At 70.6% G+C, this 12,263-nt stretch carries 13 protein-coding genes; 10 read left to right on the top strand and 3 right to left on the bottom strand.

The features are described from left to right. Positions 1–7: 7 nt before the first annotated feature. The gene (locus AUC47_RS06040; protein ID WP_096714313.1) at positions 8–952 is read right to left on the bottom strand and encodes a Ppx/GppA phosphatase family protein; all 945 of its coding nucleotides are present in this window, start codon (positions 950–952) and stop codon (positions 8–10) included. A gap of 36 nt (positions 953–988) precedes the next feature. Between AUC47_RS06040 and coaA the strand changes: the two genes are divergently transcribed. Continuing rightward, positions 989–1,933: a type I pantothenate kinase gene (coaA, locus tag AUC47_RS06035; RefSeq protein WP_096714312.1), complete on the top strand. Its 945-nt coding sequence runs from the start codon at positions 989–991 to the stop codon at positions 1,931–1,933. Between the two features lie 78 nt (positions 1,934–2,011). Then, entirely contained in the window at positions 2,012–3,859 is a 1,848-nt protein-coding gene (gene glmS / locus AUC47_RS06030) for a glutamine--fructose-6-phosphate transaminase (isomerizing) (RefSeq protein WP_096714311.1), read from the top strand. A gap of 105 nt (positions 3,860–3,964) precedes the next feature. Here glmS and AUC47_RS06025 read toward each other — a convergent pair whose 3' ends face one another. Further along, the gene (locus AUC47_RS06025; protein ID WP_096714310.1) at positions 3,965–4,798 is read right to left on the bottom strand and encodes an endonuclease domain-containing protein; all 834 of its coding nucleotides are present in this window, start codon (positions 4,796–4,798) and stop codon (positions 3,965–3,967) included. Positions 4,799–5,038: 240 nt separating this feature from the next. Here AUC47_RS06025 and AUC47_RS06020 point away from each other — a divergent pair, with 240 nt between their 5' ends. The 8 genes from AUC47_RS06020 to AUC47_RS05985 are packed head-to-tail and all read left to right on the top strand — an operon-like array spanning position 5,039 to position 10,900. Further along, on the top strand, positions 5,039–5,398 hold the full coding sequence (locus AUC47_RS06020; protein ID WP_096714309.1) for a holo-ACP synthase: 360 nt from the start codon (positions 5,039–5,041) through the stop codon (positions 5,396–5,398). Next, positions 5,395–6,501, top strand: coding sequence for an alanine racemase (gene alr, locus AUC47_RS06015; RefSeq protein ID WP_096714308.1), 1,107 nt, complete (start codon positions 5,395–5,397; stop codon positions 6,499–6,501). Before AUC47_RS06020 ends, alr begins: the two co-directional genes overlap by 4 nt. Beyond that, a complete protein-coding gene (gene tsaE / locus AUC47_RS06010) occupies positions 6,498–7,025 on the top strand; it encodes a tRNA (adenosine(37)-N6)-threonylcarbamoyltransferase complex ATPase subunit type 1 TsaE (RefSeq protein ID WP_373557849.1) in 528 nt (175 codons plus the stop codon). The genes alr and tsaE overlap by 4 nt, the downstream gene beginning before the upstream one ends. After that, positions 7,022–7,642, top strand: coding sequence for a tRNA (adenosine(37)-N6)-threonylcarbamoyltransferase complex dimerization subunit type 1 TsaB (tsaB, locus tag AUC47_RS06005; RefSeq protein WP_096714307.1), 621 nt, complete (start codon positions 7,022–7,024; stop codon positions 7,640–7,642). The genes tsaE and tsaB overlap by 4 nt, the downstream gene beginning before the upstream one ends. After that, positions 7,639–8,130: a ribosomal protein S18-alanine N-acetyltransferase gene (rimI, locus tag AUC47_RS06000; RefSeq protein ID WP_096714306.1), complete on the top strand. Its 492-nt coding sequence runs from the start codon at positions 7,639–7,641 to the stop codon at positions 8,128–8,130. Before tsaB ends, rimI begins: the two co-directional genes overlap by 4 nt. After that, positions 8,127–9,200: a tRNA (adenosine(37)-N6)-threonylcarbamoyltransferase complex transferase subunit TsaD gene (gene tsaD / locus AUC47_RS05995; RefSeq protein ID WP_096714305.1), complete on the top strand. Its 1,074-nt coding sequence runs from the start codon at positions 8,127–8,129 to the stop codon at positions 9,198–9,200. Before rimI ends, tsaD begins: the two co-directional genes overlap by 4 nt. Further along, positions 9,197–9,703, top strand: a complete 507-nt coding sequence (locus AUC47_RS05990) for a hypothetical protein (RefSeq protein ID WP_096714304.1) — start codon at positions 9,197–9,199, stop codon at positions 9,701–9,703. The genes tsaD and AUC47_RS05990 overlap by 4 nt, the downstream gene beginning before the upstream one ends. Positions 9,704–9,706: 3 nt before the next feature. Further along, entirely contained in the window at positions 9,707–10,900 is a 1,194-nt protein-coding gene (locus tag AUC47_RS05985) for a hypothetical protein (protein WP_096714303.1), read from the top strand. A gap of 1 nt (position 10,901) precedes the next feature. Here the strand turns inward: AUC47_RS05985 and AUC47_RS05980 are convergent, their stop codons facing one another. Further along, complete coding sequence (locus tag AUC47_RS05980) at positions 10,902–12,107, bottom strand: class I SAM-dependent methyltransferase (protein ID WP_096714302.1); 1,206 nt, start codon at positions 12,105–12,107, stop codon at positions 10,902–10,904. Positions 12,108–12,263: the final 156 nt, after the last annotated feature.

Raw genomic sequence — 12,263 nt, 5'->3', positions numbered from 1 at the left:
ACGAGGATCAGGCGCGGGCACCGCTCTGCGTGAGCTGCTCGATGTACCTGAGCAGCACGCCCTCGCGGAGCGCCCACGGCGAGACCTCGAGCTCGTCGACCTCCAAGGCCGACATCGCCGCGTGCAGCGACACCGCTGCCGCGACGATCTGGAAAGTGCGATCCGCGGTGATGCCCGGCAGCTCCTGACGTGCGGATGCCGGCAGGCGGGCGAGCCGCGGGATCCATGACCCGAGGGCGGCGCGCGGCAGCAGCATCCGCTCGGTGCCGGACCAACCGGGGACCGGGTAGCCGACGAGCTTGGCGAGCGAGCGGATCGCCTTCGACGATCCGACCACGTGGTCGGCGCGGGGGAGCCCGGCGAACCGGGGGAGCACGGCATCCAGGGTCGCTGCGGCATGCGTGCGCAGTCTCTCGACATCGTCTTCGCCCGGCGGATCGCTCGGCAGGAACTGCACCGTCATGCGCCCGGCCCCCAGCGGGACGGATGCCGCGGCGTCCGGCAGCTCCTCGCCGCCCGCGGCGATCTCGAGCGATCCGCCGCCGATGTCGAGCAGCAGGATCTGTCCGGCCGACCACCCGAACCAGCGACGCACCGCGAGGAAGGTGAGTTCGGCCTCGGTCTCGCCATCGAGAACCTGCAGCGGCTGGCCGAGCGCCTCCTCGATGCGCGCGATCACCTCGACGCCGTTCGTCGCGTCCCGCACCGCGCTCGTCGCTGTCGCGAGAAGCTCGTCGACGCGCTCCTGCTCGGCGACACGGCGAGCCTGGCGCACCGCGTCCACGAGTGCGCGGACGCCGTCATCGGAGATCGCCCCGTCGTCGGTGAGGTAGCGCATGAGGCGCAGCACCGTCCGGTCGCTAGTCGCGGCGAGCGGGCGTCCCCCCGCGCGCACGTCGGCCGCCAGCATGTGGACGGTGTTGGATCCGATGTCGAGGACTCCCAGGCGCACGGCAAGAGACTACCGGGGCCCCGCTACGATGATCCGGTGACCACCGTCGACCCCGCGCTTCCGCTGTCTCCGTACCGTGAGATCGGGCGCCGGGAGTGGGCCCGGCTCGCCGCGGACCTCGATCAGCCGCTCACCGAGACCGAGGTCGTGGAGCTCCGCGGCATCGGTGATCGTCTCGACCTCACCGAGGTCAGCGAGGTGTACCTGCCGCTGAGCCGTCTGCTCAGCCTCTACGCCACGGCCACCAAGCGGCTGGGGGCTGCGACGAGCGACTTCCTCCAGGAGGACGACTCGACCACTCCCTTCGTGGTCGGCGTCGCCGGGTCGGTCGCTGTGGGCAAGTCGACGATCGCACGCCTGCTGCGCGAGCTCATGAGCCGGTGGCCGGGAACGCCGCGCGTCGAGCTCGTGACCACCGACGGCTTCCTCTACCCGAACGCCGAACTCGAACGACGCGGCCTCATGGACCGCAAGGGCTTCCCCGAGTCCTACGACCGTCGCTCGCTCATCGAGTTCCTCACCGAGGTCAAGAGCGGGGCCGCAGAGGTTCGCGCTCCGTTCTACTCGCACATGCGGTACGACATCGTCCCGGACGCCCACGTCGTGGTGCGGCGGCCGGACGTCGTCATCGTCGAGGGGCTGAATGTGCTGCAGCCGCCGCCCGCCCCGAACGACGTCGCGGTGAGCGACCTGTTCGACTTCTCGATCTTCGTGGACGCCGACACGTCGCACATCGAGAAGTGGTACGTCGACCGCTTCCTCGCCCTGCGGCAAGGGGCGTTCTCGAATCCGTCGTCGTACTTCAACGTCTTCGCGCACCTCACCGACGACGAGGCGATCACGACGGCTCTCGGCTACTGGAACGAGATCAACATGCCGAACCTCGTCGAGAACGTCATGCCGACCAGGCACCGGGCCCGCCTCGTGCTGAACAAGGGTTCGGATCACAGCGTCGAGAGCGTGCTCCTCCGCAAGCTCTGATCGTCGTCATCCGCGTGGTGACGCGGCTGCGCGGTTCGTTCGGAACCTTCGCAAAATCCGGCGCTTACTCTGTACCTCATGTGTGGAATCGTCGGATACGTGGGCCCGCGGCCCAGCCAGGACATCCTTCTCGCAGGCCTCGCCCGCCTCGAGTACCGCGGCTACGACTCGGCCGGCGTCGCCGTCATCGATGAGGACGGTTCGCTCGGCATGCGCAAGAAGGCCGGCAAGCTCTCGGCCCTGCGCGACTCGCTCGCCGACGCCGCCCTGCCCGACGGCAGCACCGGCATCGGCCACACCCGATGGGCGACTCACGGCGGTCCGACTGACGTCAACGCCCACCCGCACCTCGCGGACGACGATCGCCTCGCCCTCATCCACAACGGGATCATCGAGAACTTCGCGACTCTCCGCGACGAGCTCGCGGCGGACGGGGTGTCGTTCCGCAGCGAGACCGACACCGAGGTGGCCGCGGCCCTGCTCGGCCGCGAGTACCGCGGCAACGGCGGAGATCTGCAGCTCGCCTTCCGCAACGTCGTGAACCGCCTCGAGGGCGCGTTCACCCTCCTCGCGATGCACCAGGACCACCCCGGGCTCGTCGTCGGCGCTCGTCGCAACTCGCCGCTCGTGATCGGCCTCGGCGAGGGCGAGAACTTCCTCGGGTCCGACGTCGCCGCGTTCGTCGAGCACACGCGCAAGGCGCTCGCGATCGGCCAGGACCAGATCGTCTCGATCACGCCGGATGCCGTCACCGTCACCGACTTCGCCGGAATGCCCGTCGAGGCGGAGCCCTTCGACGTGTCGTGGGATGCCGCAGCCGCCGAGAAGGGCGGATGGTCGAGCTTCATGGCCAAGGAGGTCGCCGAGCAGCCGGAGGCAGTCGCGAACACGATCCGTGGCCGCATCCAGGGCGATCAGGTGGTCATCCCGGAGCTCGACGGACTCGACGATCTGTTCACCGGGATCAACCGCGTGATCATCACCGCCTGCGGCACCGCCTCGTACGCGGCGCTCGTCGGCAAGTACGCGATCGAGCAGTGGGCGCGCGTACCGGTCGACGTCGAGCTCGCGCACGAGTTCCGGTACCGCGACCCGGTCATCGGCGACGACACGCTCGTCGTGTCGATCAGCCAGTCGGGCGAGACCATGGACACGCTCATGGCCGTGAAGTACGCGCGGGAGCGCGGCGCCCGCACGCTCTCCATCTGCAACACGCAGGGCGCGACGATCCCGCGCGAGTCGGATGCTGTTGTTTACACCCACGCCGGCCCCGAGGTCGCCGTCGCCTCGACCAAGGCGTTCTCGGCGCAGATCACCGCTCTGCTGCTGCTCGGTCTGCACATGGGGCGCGTCCGCGGTTCGGTGACGGACGCGTCGGTCGACGTCGCGGAGCTCACCGCCCTCCCGGAGAAGATCGCCAAGGTGCTCGAGACCGAGAACGACCACGTGTCGCAGCTCGCCGGCTGGATGGCCGACACCCGCTCTGTGCTGTTCCTCGGGCGCCACGTCGGCTACCCGATCGCTCTCGAGGGGGCGCTCAAGCTCAAGGAGATCTCCTACATCCATGCCGAGGGCTTCGCCGCGGGCGAGCTCAAGCACGGTCCGATCGCGCTGATCGAGCCGGGGCAGCCGGTCTTCGTGCTCGTCCCGTCGCCTCGGCATTCCGCCCTGGTGCACTCCAAGGTCGTGTCGAACATCCAGGAGATCCGCGCACGTGGAGCTCGCGTGATCGTCGTCGCCGAAGAGGGCGACGCGGCCGTGCTGCCGTTCGCCGACGAGGTGATCCGCATCCCGCTCGCCGGTCCGATGTTCGAGCCGCTACTCGCCGTCGTGCCGCTGCAGGTCTTCGCGATGGCGCTCGCCACGGCGAAGGGCCTCGACGTCGACCAGCCCCGCAACCTCGCGAAGTCGGTCACGGTCGAGTAACCGTCCGGCCGCGCCGCCCTGTATGCCGGGAACACAGATGCATGCCGACACCCTGGTGTCTGGGCATGCATCTGTGTTCTCGGCCTGCATCCTGGTCGCCCGGCGTCAGGCCCGTGCCCGGGCGAGGGCCGGAATGATCGCGCGGACAACGGCATCCCAGTCGTGCACGACCATCGCGTAGTCGAACCTCAACGTCTCGTAGCCGCGTGCTGATGCAGCGGCATCGCGCGCGAGATCATGATGACGACGTTCGGCCCCCGCATGATTCGCTCGCCCGTCGACCTCGAGGATCAGCCGCTTCTCGATCACGAAGTCCACTCGCCCGACTCCGTCGATGCGCACTTGGCACTCGAGACGGATGCCGAGCAGATGCAGTCGCAGGCGCAGCAGCGACTCGAGGCCACTCTCCGCGTCCGCACGGGCGAGATCAAGAAGCCACCGTGCGGATGTCGGCAGCTCACGTCTGATGCGCGCCTGATCAGCTGCCGACAGCAGACGCCGATTCCACGCCGACTCGTACGCGGCGAAGAACGCTTCGACGCCCAGGCATCGGTACACATGAATGAGGACGACAGGGAGCGGTGCGAGGCCGACCGCCGCGGTGCCGGGGGAGTAGTGCACGCGACACGCGCAATCCGGATGTGGGTGCGCGCGCCCTGATCCCCCCAGCCAGACGTGCACGGCGTCGTCGAAGACGGGCAGGGCCCATACGCCATGAGCGCGCAACGCCGCGGCGCAAGTGAGCGCGCCCCCGTGGGCGGCGGCCGCGATGATCAGAGGGTCGGTGCCGGGGAGCGCGAACACCCCCGGACGCACGCGGGTCAGCGCACCTGTCCCGACCGCGTGGCGTAGGTGCCCGCGTGTGACTCCGTGATCCTGGAGAAGAGTCCCACGCGCGATGCCGCCGATTCGGCTGAGGAGGTCTGCAGGTGCAAGCATCCTGCGATCCTCGGACATTCACCGCGCCCACGGTGACGATTTCCCGGGCGAACCGGTCGAATGCGACGGATGGGGTCCTGTGCAGAAGGAGTCGCACGACCGACCTGCATGCCGGAAGCACGGATGCATGCCGACCCTCGGTGTCTGGGCATGCACCCGTGTTCCCCGCATGCAGACTGGCGGCAGGGGAGGGCGGCGCGCGGACCCGGACGGGTGGGCCCGCGCGACTAGGCTGAACTGGTGATCATCGGGACCGGAATCGACCTCGTCGACATCCCGCGGTTCGAGCGCACTCTGGAGCGCACCCCGCGGCTGCGCGAGCGCCTGTTCGCCCCGGCCGAGCGGCCGCTTCGCCTGCCCTCGCTGGCCGCGCGCTACGCCGCGAAGGAGGCTCTGATCAAGACGCTCGGCGGCTCCGACGGCGTGCACTGGACCGAGATCGAGATCGCCTCGGAGGAATCAGGCCGTCCGCACTTCGTGCTCTCGGGCACCACGGCCGAGGTCGTGGCGGAGCGCGGAATCAGCCGTCTGCACCTGACCCTGACGCACGACGCGGGTCTCGCCGCGGCGTTCGTCGTCGCGGAAGGAGACCCGCTGTGAGCGCACCGTTCCGCGAGGCCAGGATCGAGCTGGATGCCATCAGCGACAACGTCCGGCACTTCCGCCGCCTCACGGGGGTGCAGGTCATCGCCGTCGTCAAGGCGAACGGCTACGGACACGGCGCGGCGGCAGCAGCCGTCGCCGCGCTGGCCGGAGGGGCGACGCGTCTCGGCGTGGCCGAGATCCCCGAGGCGTTGGAACTGCGGCGCCAGGGCATCACGGCCCCGATCATGGCGTGGCTGCACGCGCCGGGGGAGCGGTTCGAGCACGCGGCCGAGCAGGACATCGAGCTCGGCATCTCGTCGTTCGACCAGCTCGAGGCTGCGGCGGCCGCGGCGAGCGTCGACCGTCCCGTCAGCGTGCACCTGAAGTTCGAGACCGGGCTGTCGCGCAACGGCATCGCCCCGGCCGACTGGCGCCGGGTTCTCGCGGAAGCCGCGCGGCTCGAGCGCATCGGGCGACTGCGCATCGTCGGCCTGTTCAGCCACCTCTCCAACACCTCTCCGCAGGACGACCGTGAGGCACTGGCGCGCTTCGAGGAGGGTGTCGCGCTCGCCGCATCGTTCGGCATCCATCCTGAGATCCGACACATCGCCGCGACCGCCGCGGCCATCGACCTCCCCGAGATGCGACTCGACGCCGTGCGCATCGGAGTCGGCATTTACGGACTGTCGCCCTTCGAGGACCGGTCGTCGGCGCAGCTCGGCCTCCGCCCCGCGATGACCCTGCGCGGTGCGGTCGCCGCCGTGCGCCGCGTGCCGGCCGGAGCCGGGGTCTCCTACGGCTACGACCACCGCGCCCCGCGCGACACCACCCTCGCGCTCGTTCCTCTCGGGTATGCCGACGGGGTGCCGCGGCACGCGTCCGGGCGTCTGCCGGTGTCGATCAACGGACGCCGCTACACGAACGTCGGCCGCATCGCGATGGATCAGTTCGTCGTCGACGTCGGCGACTCCCCGGTGTCGATAGGCGACGAGGTCGTGCTGTTCGGCGATCCGACTCTGGGCGTGCCGTCGGCCGCGGAGTGGGCGAACGCGGCATCCACCATCAACTACGAGATCGTCACCCGCATCGGTGCGCGGGTGCCGCGGAGGTCTGCGTGAGCGTCGATCCAGCGGTCCTCGGGCGCCATGACATCGAGACCTCCGACGCCATGGAGCAGTTGGGCCGCCGCATCGGCGAGCGGCTCGAGGCGGGCGATCTGCTGATCCTCACCGGCCCGCTCGGAGCGGGGAAGACGACGTTCACCCGGGGCCTCGCCGAGGGGCTGGGGGTGCGGGGTCCGGTGCAGAGCCCGACCTTCGTCATCGCCCGCACGCATCCGTCCCTCGTCGGTGGGGCTCCGCTCGTGCACGTCGACGCCTACCGGCTCGGATCGGGCGCCGAGCTCGAGGACCTCGACCTGGACCTCGTCCGTTCCGTCGTCGTCATCGAGTGGGGGCGAGGCATGGCCGAGGAGCTCGCGGACAGCTGGTGGGACATCGAGCTCGAGCGGCCCGTCGGAGCCGACGGCGAGGACGACCTCGACCCGTCGGAGCTCGACGCGGATGCCCCGCGACACGTGACGATCACCCGTGCCTCGCGCTCAGGGACGGTCGACGGAGGGGCGACTACCCTGGAAGGGTGATCCTCGCCGTCGACACCTCCCTGGGCACTGCCGTCGCGATCGTCGGCGACGACGGCGTCGGCTCCGAGGCGTCGACAGCCGATCCGCTCGGCCACGCCGAGGTCATCGGCGACCTGCTGCACCGCGTGATCGACCAGACCGGCGCGGGTCCGGTCACGCACGTCGTCGCCGGCATGGGTCCCGGGCCCTTCACAGGCCTCCGCATCGGAATCGCCGCCGCGCGCACTTTCGCGCTCGGCCGCGGCATCCCGGTCGTCCCCGTCCCGAGCCATTTCGCCCCGGCGCTGCACGCGATCGAGACGGATGCCGTGACCGGCCCCTTCGCGATCGTTACCGATGCGCGGCGCCGCGAGGTGGCGGTCACGGTCTTCGACGGGACGGATGCCGACGGCATCCCGCGCATCGTCGCCGACACCGTTCTGGTGCCTCGCGTCGAGCTCGACTCCACGCTCGACGGTGTGCGCGCGATGGAGGTCGCGACGCTGTCGGCCGCAGACCTCGCCGTCGTCGCGGGGCGGGCTCTGCGCGCCGGTCGCACCCTCGCGGGAGAGGAGCCGCTGTACATGCGGCATCCCGATGTCACTATGCCCGGGGCGCCGAAGAAGGTCGGCCTGTGACTCTCCGCACGGCGACGCCCGACGACCTCGACGCCATCATGGCGATAGAGCACCGCTCGTTCCCGACGGACGCGTGGAGCTCCGAGGCGATGGCGCTCGAGCTGTCGAGCCCGCACGGGCGCTATCTCGTGGACGAGCACGAGGGCACCGTGATCGGCTACGGCGGGGTGCGGGCGCTGCGCGGCTCGGCCGACGCCGACATCCAGACCATCGCGTTCGACGCCGAATACCGGGGCGCTGGGCGCGGACGCGCACTGCTGCGGGCGCTGCTCGACACAGCCGCCGAACGGGGAGCCCGGGAGGTGTTCCTCGAGGTCCGCGCCGACAATCCGGGTGCCGAGGGCCTCTACCGCTCGGAGGGGTTCGAGGAGATCGGGCGACGCCCCCGCTACTACCAGCCCGACGACGTGGATGCGATCGTGATGCGTCTCGTGCTGCAGCACGCGCGAGGCGCGACGACGGATGCCGCAGAGGAGGCCACCGCATGACCGAGCCCCTGGTGCTGGGCATCGAGACCAGCTGCGACGAGACCGGCATCGGGATCGTCCGTGGACGCACCCTGCTGTCGAACACGATCGCGTCGAGCATGGACGAGCACGCTCGCTACGGCGGCGTCGTGCCGGAGGTCGCCGCGAGAGCGCACCTCGAGGCGCTGCAGCCGTCGATCGATGCGGCCCTCGCCGAGGCCGGCGTGTCGCTGCAGGATCTCGACGCCGTCGCTGTCACGAGCGGCCCCGGTCTCGCGGGTGCGCTCATGGTCGGGGTGGGCGCTGCGAAGGGGCTGGCGGTGTCGCTCGACAAGCCGCTGTATGCGGTCAACCACCTCGTCGGACATATCGCCGCCGACATCCTCACCCCGGAGTCCGAGCCCCTCGAGTACCCGACCATCGCGCTGCTCGTCTCCGGCGGGCACACCTCGCTGCTGCACGTGCGCGACCTCACGACCGACGTCGAGATGCTGGGTGAGACCATGGACGACGCCGCGGGGGAGGCGTTCGACAAGGTCGCCAGGCTCCTGTCGCTCCCGTATCCCGGTGGTCCGGAGATCGACCGGGCGGCCGCGGACGGCGATCCGGACGCGATCCGCTTCCCGCGCGGGCTGTCGCGGGCCTCTGACATGGCGAAGCACCGTTACGACTTCTCGTTCTCGGGGCTGAAGACCGCGGTCGCGCGGTGGGTCGAGCGGTGCGAGGCCGACGGCGCCCCGGTGCCCGTGGCGGATGTGGCAGCGAGCTTCCGCGAGGCCGTCGTCGACGTGCTCGTGACGAAGGCCCTCGCGTCCTGCGCCGACCTCGGCGTCCCTCGGCTGCTGCTCGGAGGCGGCGTGATCGCCAACCGGCGGCTGCGCGAGGTGGCGCTGACGCGCGCCGAGGCGGCAGGGGTGACGGTGCGCATCCCCCCGCTGGCGCTGTGCACCGACAACGGGGCCATGATCGCCGCGCTCGCCGCGGAGCTCATCTCGTCGGGACGCCGTCCGTCGACGCTCGCCTTCGGCGCGGATTCGACGCTGCCGGTCACCGAGATCCAGGTGGCTGAGCGCGTGCCGGTGTCGTCATGACCGACGCATCACGCCCGGCGCCCGACGGACCGTCAGATCCCTCCTCCCGCGAACGACCCGTTCCCCGCACGACGGTCGAAGGGCCGAGCGGCGAGGTCGAGCACCCGGCAGGCTCCGCACGTCTGCCGGGTGCGCGCCGTGACGGCTACGCGAAGCTCCCCACCGGACCCGTGACCGTGGAACCGGTGGTCGCGACGGGTCCGATCGCCGATGACACCCGACACGACGACTGGCAGCCCGCGGCAGACGCCTCCGCCGGCGACGACACCCGGCTGGCCCCGTGGGCGCTCACCGCGTCCATCGTCGCACTCGGCGCGTCGTTCTTCGTGGGCTGGGGCATCCCGATCGCCGTGGTCGCTGTGATCGCCGCGATCATGTCGCTGCGTCGCCCCGTCGAGAGTCGTGCGATCGCCCGCTGGGCTCTGGTGCTGGGCCTCGCGGCCACGGTCTACAGCCTCGGATGGCTCGTCTGGGCGGGCATGCAGTTCGAGAGGCTCGGATAGCGGATGCTGCACGCCGACGAAGTCGAGGAGCTGCGCGCCCTGCGGGCGCGCGCCTATGGTCGCGGCGGCGGGCTCACCGCTGCCGACGCCGATCGCCTTCGACAGCTCGAGGAGACGCGCAGGCCGGTGCCTCTCTCCGAGCCGGATGTCGATCAGCCATCGGATGCCGACCGCGAGCCCCTCATCGACGCGGTACCGCTGCAGGCCGCTCCGCTCGACGACACCCGGGACTCAGCCGGTCAGCGCCCTACTCCCGCGTCGGGCAGTGACGAGGTCCACGGAGAAGATGTCCCTGCGCGCCCCGCGCTCGCCGCCGCCGTGCGCTCCCACGTGAAAGTCGTCGTTGCGGCATCCGCTGCTCTCATCCTCACCGGGGTGGCCGCGGGATGGGCGTTGTTCGGTGGCGGGGGCGTCGAATCGGCACTCACCGCCGGTCAGCAGGAACGACGTCTCGAGCTGCAGGCCGAGGGGAAGTACGACGACGGCTCCGTACGCCTCGTCACGGAGGATGAGGACGCGGTCGTCTGGTACGCGACGCGCGACGGTTCCGACGAGACGTGTGTGATCCTCGACGTCGGCGAGGCATCGCAAGAGCAGTGCCGGCCGACCGACGGCCTCGACGACATGGCGCTGAGCGTGTCGGTGTCGGTGCCCGTCGACGACCCCGATGACCCGGCTGACGCGTACGGCGCGTCCGTGTCGGCGGTGCTCGCGCGCGCCACCACCGGAGAGCCGCTCGCATGGGTGCAGAGATGGGAGCCGCAGGACTCGATGCTCGGCCAGTTCGACGGTCCGGATCGTGAACGTGCAGAAGAGCTCGTCGACCAGGGCTACCTCCCGAGCCTGTCGATCGTGGGGTACTTCCATGACCAGCCGGTCTGGGTGGCGGAGAAGCCCGCCGACGGCACGCAGAGCGGAGGGATGCTGCGCTGCATGATCGTCGACGCCACCGACGAGGCGGCTGCATGTCAGGCGTCGCAGGACAGCACTGCCGAGATCCGCGCGCTGAGCGTCGAGGCGGGCGCGGACGGCACCACCGTGACGTGGTCGCTGCACGTCCGGTTCACGAACTGGATGAACCCGTACCTGACCATCGAGCAGGGGCTGCCGCAGGACGCGGAGGGGGCGTCGATCGAGCTCGGCGGCGAGTACGGAGATCCGATCCTCGTCGAGATCCCCAGTGAAGGAGCGGGCTGAGCTAGTCGGCAGCGGGTACGCGGTCGGCGAGGATAGCGCGGCGCTGATCTCCGATGCGGGTGAGGATGAGCGTGGCGGAGGCATCGCCGCGCAGCGTGAGCTTCTTCCTGAAGGCGGCCGGATCGACGTCCATGCCGCGCTTCTTGATCTCGACGGCGCCGATGCCCTGAGCGCGGAGCACGGCGTTTATCGCCTTCGCGTTCGCCGGCATGGTCTCGCGCACCCGGAACGACTGCACGAACGGGCTGGTCAGTGCGGCGTCGGAGGTCAGGTACGCGATGCGCTGGTCGAGCATGCCGGCTTCCAGGCTCCGGGCGACGTCGCCGATCAGTCGAGCGCGGATGACGGCGCCGTCGGGCTCGTGCAGGAATGCGCCGAGCTCGCGCTCGGGGGCGTCCTCAGCATCCGCTCCGGCGGTCAGCTCGTGGGAGCGCTCGCCGCGGATGACCAGGGCCGCGCGACGCACGCCCTCGCGGGCGAGAGCGTTGCTCCAGAGCACGAGCTCCACGACGCTGCCGTCGGCGCTGACCCACTGCGCCTCGGCGTCGGCGGGCAGCGCGTCGCGGTCGTGCCCGGGGCCGAGCTTGATGCCGGTCGGGCGCTCCGCCGCGACCGCGAAAGCCCAGTCGAGCGAGGGAGAGTAGTCGTCGGCGGTCACCCGCCTCGTCTCGCTGTGACCGGAGGTGCGCCGAGCCGGATCCATCCAGACGGCGAATCCGTCGGCTGTCGCGGGCAGGCTCTCCTCCGCCGTTCCGTGCTCGACGTGCGCGGAGTCACCGAAGGGTGCGAGGTTGTAGGCGGCGATCGCGGCGGTGACCTCGTCGGCGTCGACGGCGTGGACGTCGAGGCCCGCGCCGGCGAACGCGAGAGCGTCGCCGCCGATCCCGCAACCGAGGTCGGCGACGGACGTCATACCCGCGCGGCGCAGACGCTGGGCGTGCCGCGCGGCGACGCCGAGACGCGTCGCCTGCTCCAGCCCTGAGCGGGTGAACAGCATCCGCTCCGCGAACTCGCCGAACTTGGCGTGTGCCTTGGCGCGCAGCCGCGCCTGCCCGACGACCGCGGAGACGAGATCGGGGGAGTGGCCGGCCGATCGCAGGCGGGAGACCGTCCGCGCGACGTCGGCCACCTGGTCGACGGGGCCCAGATCGTCGAGGAGCCCGAGCCCTTCCGGGGTGAGCAGTGCGCGCAACTCCGACATCTCCACGCCCTCAGCTTAGGCGACGGATCTCGACGGGCCGCGCGGCGCCGTTGGCACTCGCATTGCATGAGTGCCAGCGGACCGCCTACACTTGCAGTTAGCACTCTCGGGTTGAGAGTGCGAACAAGTCTTTCGTGTCAGCGTCAAGAAAGAAGAGGTAGA

This window comes from Microbacterium sp. SZ1 (assembly GCF_002362255.1).
In the GTDB taxonomy this organism is placed as follows: domain Bacteria; phylum Actinomycetota; class Actinomycetes; order Actinomycetales; family Microbacteriaceae; genus Microbacterium.
This window is presented reverse-complemented; position numbering and strand designations above follow the sequence as displayed.